This is a genomic window from Streptomyces nanshensis (assembly GCF_001751255.1).
Lineage (GTDB): Bacteria > Actinomycetota > Actinomycetes > Streptomycetales > Streptomycetaceae > Streptomyces > Streptomyces nanshensis_A.
In genome coordinates this window covers 1-5268 of sequence record NZ_LJGW01000672.1, presented here as the reverse complement: position 1 = coordinate 5268, position 5268 = coordinate 1, and the positions used below count along the sequence as shown (strand labels likewise).

At 72.3% G+C, this 5268-nt stretch carries 5 protein-coding genes; all 5 read left to right on the top strand.

Features of this window, described 5'->3' with window-relative positions:
• The coding region (locus AN218_RS31405; RefSeq protein WP_070020418.1) for an ABC transporter permease at positions 1-785 on the top strand (785 nt) is incomplete at its 5' end.
• The gene (locus tag AN218_RS31400) at positions 761-1600 is read left to right on the top strand and encodes an ABC transporter ATP-binding protein (RefSeq protein ID WP_079132798.1); all 840 of its coding nucleotides are present in this window, start codon (positions 761-763) and stop codon (positions 1598-1600) included. The genes AN218_RS31405 and AN218_RS31400, both read left to right, overlap by 25 nt.
• Positions 1597-3015, top strand: coding sequence for an LLM class flavin-dependent oxidoreductase (locus AN218_RS31395; RefSeq protein WP_079132797.1), 1419 nt, complete (start codon positions 1597-1599; stop codon positions 3013-3015). Before AN218_RS31400 ends, AN218_RS31395 begins: the two co-directional genes overlap by 4 nt.
• Positions 3016-3192: 177 nt before the next feature.
• Positions 3193-3681, top strand: a complete 489-nt coding sequence (locus AN218_RS31390; RefSeq protein WP_070020417.1) for a beta-class carbonic anhydrase — start codon at positions 3193-3195, stop codon at positions 3679-3681.
• Between the two features lie 127 nt (positions 3682-3808).
• Positions 3809-5170: a bifunctional o-acetylhomoserine/o-acetylserine sulfhydrylase gene (locus tag AN218_RS31385; RefSeq protein ID WP_079132796.1), complete on the top strand. Its 1362-nt coding sequence runs from the start codon at positions 3809-3811 to the stop codon at positions 5168-5170.
• Positions 5171-5268: the final 98 nt, after the last annotated feature.

Genomic DNA, 5268 nt, shown 5'->3' with positions numbered 1-5268 from the left:
CCCGCCGTGCCCGGCGGCTCGCCCCGGGCCGCCCGCTCCGCTTCGGCAAGGCGCTCGGCCCGGTGCTGCTGCTGGCCGTGTGGTCGGCGGGCTCGGCCGCCGGGCTCATCGAGCCGCGGCTGCTGTCCGCGCCGTGGACGGTGGTGACCACCGCGAGCGACCTCGTCGCGGACGGCAGGCTCCAGGGGCATCTGGCCAGTTCGGCCCAACGTGCCGCGCTGGGACTGCTGTTCGGCACCGCCGCCGGGCTGCTGCTCGCGCTCGCCGCGGGTCTCAGCCGGATCGGCGAGGGACTGATCGACGGGCCCGTGCAGATGAAGCGGGCGCTGCCGTCGCTGGCGCTCGTACCGCTGCTCGTCCTGTGGTTCGGGATCGGGGAGTCGATGAAGGTCATCACGGTCGCGCTGGCCGTCTTCGTGCCCGTGTACATCCACACGCACAACGGGCTGCGCACCATCGACAGCCGCTACGTCGAACTGTCGGAGACGGTACGGCTGAACCGGTGGCAGTTCATCCGCCATGTCGTGCTGCCCGGCGCACTGCCCGGCTTTCTGCTCGGCATGCGCTTCGCAGTGACGGCGGCCTGGCTGGCGCTGGTCGTCGTCGAACAGGTCAACGCCACCAGCGGACTCGGCTACATGATGGAGCTGGCACGCACGTACGGACAGACCGAGATCATCATCGTCGGGCTGGTCGTCTACGGGCTGCTGGGCCTGCTCTCCGACGGTCTGGTGCGGTACGCGGAGAGGAAGGTGCTGTCGTGGCGGCGGACACTCGCGAGCTGAGCCGGGCGGAGGAGGAGCGCGGCCGCACGGCCGTGCACATCGAGGGACTGGAACGCTCCTTCGGGGACCGCAAGGTCCTGGACGGGCTCGAACTCGACATCAGAGCAGGGGAGTTCGTGGCGCTGCTCGGGCGCAGCGGCTCCGGCAAGTCGACGCTGCTGCGTGCCCTCGCCGGGCTCGACCACACCGTACGCGGCACGGGCGTGCTGAACGCGCCGGCGGACGTCTCGGTCGTCTTCCAGGACGCCCGGCTGCTGCCGTGGAAGCGGGTCCTGGACAACGTGCTGCTGGGCCTGACCGGTCCGCACGCACGGGAGCGCGGACGGGCCGCCCTCGCCGAAGTCGGCCTCGCCGACCGGGAGTCGGCCTGGCCGGTGGAGCTGTCCGGGGGCGAGCAGCAGCGGGTGTCGCTGGCCCGTTCCCTCGTACGGGAGCCCGAACTGCTGCTCGCGGACGAGCCGTTCGGGGCGCTGGACGCGCTGACCCGTATCCGTATGCACGAGTTGCTGCGGAAGCTGTGCGCGGCGCACCGTCCGGCGGTGCTGCTGGTGACGCACGACGTGGACGAGGCGATCGAACTGGCCGACCGCGTCGCCGTGTTGGAGGACGGACGCATCACGGCGGACGTCCCCGTCGAGCTGGACGGCCCGCGCGGGCCCGGCTCGCCCCAGTACGCCGCGCTGCGCGCCTCGCTGCTGACCCGGCTGGGCGTCACGGAGGCCGAACGGGAGGCCGAGCGGTCCCCGGCGGACGCCGCGGAGGAATCCAGGGAAGCCGAGGAATCCAAGGGAGCCAAGGAAGAGGTCTCCGTATGACCGCGGACGGTACGAGGGACGGTACGAGCGGAGCGGGCCTCCCGACCGGCCAACGCCCCGCAGGGGAGCGCGAGTTGCACCTCAATCTCTTCGTCTATCCGGGCGGTCATCACGAGGCCGCCTGGCGCCACGGCTCCTCCGACCCCGACCGGCTGCTGGACGTCGGCCACTACCAGGACCTGGCCCGCAGCGCGGAAGCCGCCGCCTTCGACGGCGTCTTCTTCGCCGACGGCCCGTCCCTCGCCGACAACGTCCGCTACGCCAGCCGCTTCCGGCTGGAGCCCTTCACCTGGCTGTCGGCGATCGCGGCCGTCACCGAGCGGATCGGCCTGATCGCCACCGCGTCCACCACGTACACCGAGCCGTACAACCTCGCGCGGCTCTTCGCCTCCCTCGACCACCTCAGCAGGGGCCGGGCTGGCTGGAACATCGTCACCACCGGGGCGCCGCAGGCCGCGGGGAACTTCGGTCTCGACTCCCACCCCGTGCACGCCGAACGGTACGCGCGCGCCCAGGACTTCCTCGAAGCCGTCACGAAGCTCTGGGACAGTTGGGAGGACGAGGCGCTCGTCGCCGACCAGCGCAGCGGACTGTTCGCCGACACCGACCGCATCCACACCGTCGACCACGACGGCCCGCTGCTGAAGGTGCGCGGCCCGCTCAACATCCCCCGCTCGCCGCAGGGCAGACCCGTCTACGTACAGGCCGGGTCGTCGGAGGACGGACGGGCCTTCGCGGCACGGCACGCCGAGGCCGTCTTCACCGCGCACCAGACGCTCGGCAGCGGCCAGGACTTCTACGCCGACATCAAGAAGCGGGCCGCCCGACTGGGCCGCGATCCGCGGCAGTTGCTGGTGCTGCCCGGCATCAGCCCCTTCATCGCCTCGACGGAGGCGGCGGCGCGGCGGCTGCACGAGGAGTTCAACGAGCTGACACAGCCCGAGTATTCGCTCCAGTTGCTGCACCGGCTGCTGGGCGTCCGCCTGTCGCAGGAGGAGCTGGACGGGCCCGTGCCGCGGGAGCTGATCGAGACCGACGGCGAGCGCGGCAACGGCAGCCGCTTCCGGCTCGTCCTCGACATCGTCGAGCGCGAACAGCCCACCGTGCGGGAGCTGTTGCACCGGCTGGCGGGGGCGCGCGGCCACCGTGTGATCGCCGGTACGCCCGAGCAGGTCGCCGACCAGTTGCAGCAGTGGTACGAGGAGGGCGCCGCCGACGGCTTCAACGTGATGCCGCCGTGGCTGCCCGGCGGGTTCGATCTGTTCGCCGAGCACGTGGTGCCGATCCTGCGTCAACGCGGCCTGTTCCGCGGCGAGTACAGCGGACGCACGCTGCGCGAGCACTACGGGCTGCCCCGTCCGGCGAGCCGCTACGCCGCACCGCGCGGCGCCGCCGCGGCCGTACCGGTCGCCTGACCGGCGGGGGCGCACGGACCCCGGTCCTCGCGGTCCTCGCCCGGTTCACACCGCGAACGGCCGCCCGGCGCCCCCGCCTTCCGTACCCGTGCGGGAGCCGTACGTCCCCGTACGTCCCCTGCACCTCACGTCACCCGTACGTCAACTGCCCACGCCAGACGGAGAGATGGAGCAGACATGACCGCAACCGACGACTTCCTCGCCCGCAACGACTCCTACGCGGCGGACTTCGACGGCCCGCTGCCGCTGCCGCCCGCGCGGCAGACCGCCGTCGTCGCCTGCATGGACGCCCGGCTCAACCCCCACGGCGTGCTCGGTCTCGACGAGGGCGACGCACACGTCATCCGTAACGCCGGCGGCGTCGTGACCGACGACGTGATCCGTTCGCTGACCATCAGCCAACGGCTGCTCGGCACCCGGGAGATCATCCTCATCCACCACACCGACTGCGGCATGCTCACCTTCGCCGACGACGACTTCAAACGGCAGATCGAGGACGACGCCGGGTTCCGTCCGCCGTGGTCGCCGGAGTCCTTCACCGACCTGGACACCGATGTGCGGCAGTCGCTGAGGCGGATCGCCGCGGACCCGTTCGTGCCGCACACCGACGCCGTACGGGGCTTCGTCTTCGACGTCGCGGACGGCCGTCTCCGCGAGGTCGCCTGACGGTGCGGCGGCACCACCGGCACCACCGGCGCCCCGCCGCACCCGCCCGAACGCAGGTCCCACCCGACAGCCCCAAGCCCCAGCACCCGTCAACAGCCCCCGTACCGCACCGAATCGAGGACGCAGCATGACCCAGCCCGTCGACTCCGTGACCGGAGGCCACACCCCCGAGGCGTCCGCGCAGCCCGCCGAGGGGGCCGACTGGTCCTTCGAGACCCGGCAGATCCACTCCGGCGCCGAACCGGACCCCACCACCGGCGCCCGCGCGGTGCCGATCTACCAGACCACCTCCTACGCCTTCCGCGACACCCGGCACGCGGCCGACCTCTTCTCGCTGGCCGAGCCCGGCAACATCTACACCCGCATCCACAACCCCACCCAGGACGTCTTCGAGCAGCGGATCGCCGCCCTGGAAGGGGGAGTCGCCGCCGTCGCCCTCGCCTCCGGCCAGGCCGCGGAGACCCTGACGGTCCTGACCCTCGCGAAGGCCGGCGACCACATCGTCTCCAGCACCTCGCTGTACGGGGGCACGTACAACCTCTTCCGGCACACGCTGCCGAAGTTCGGCATCGAGGTCTCCTTCGTGGACGACCCCGACGACACGGCCGCGTGGGAGGCGGCGGTCCGCCCGAACACCAAGGCGCTGTTCGCGGAGACGCTGGGCAACCCCCGCGGCAACGTCCTGGACGTACGGGCCGTCGCGGACACCGCGCACGCCGCCGGGGTGCCGCTCATCGTGGACAACACGGTGCCGACGCCGTTTCTGCTGCGGCCGATCGAGCACGGCGCGGACATCGTGGTGCACTCCGCGACCAAGTTCCTCGGCGGGCACGGCACGACGATCGGCGGTGTCGTGGTGGACGCGGGCACCTTCGACTTCGGCGAACACGCCGCGCGTTTCCCGGACTTCCACGAGCCGGACCCGAGCTACCACGGTCTGCGCTACTGGCCCGACCTCGGCCCGAGCGCCTTCGCGATCAAGCTGCGCGTACAGCTCCTGCGCGACCTGGGCCCGGCGATCGCGCCGCACTCCGCGTTCCTGCTCCTCCAGGGCGTCGAGACGCTGAGCCTGCGCATCGAGCGGCACTCCTCCAACGCGCAGGCGCTGGCCGAGTGGCTGGAGCAGCGCGACGAGGTCGAGGCCGTGCACTATCCCGGGCTGCCCTCCAACCGCTGGTACGAGGCGGCCCGCCGCTATCTCCCGCGCGGCGCGGGCGCGGTGCTCAGCTTCGAGCTGCGGGACGGGGTCGAGGCGGGCAAGCGGTTCGTGGACGCCGTCGAACTCTTCAGCCACCTCGCCAACATCGGCGACGTACGCAGCCTGATCATCCATCCCGCCTCCACCACGCACAGCCAGCTCGACGACGAACAGCTCGCCGCCACGGGCACGTTGCCGGGGCTGGTGCGGCTGTCGGTCGGGCTGGAGCACGTGGACGACCTCACGGCGGACCTGGAGGCGGGCTTCCGGGCGGCGAAGGGGGCGCTCTGACGGGCGGCGTCGACGAGGGCGGCGCGCGGACGGGCCCGGAACGCGGACCCGGACCGACGGACGTCCGGGCGCCGGACCCCGCGTCCGGCCCCGCGTCC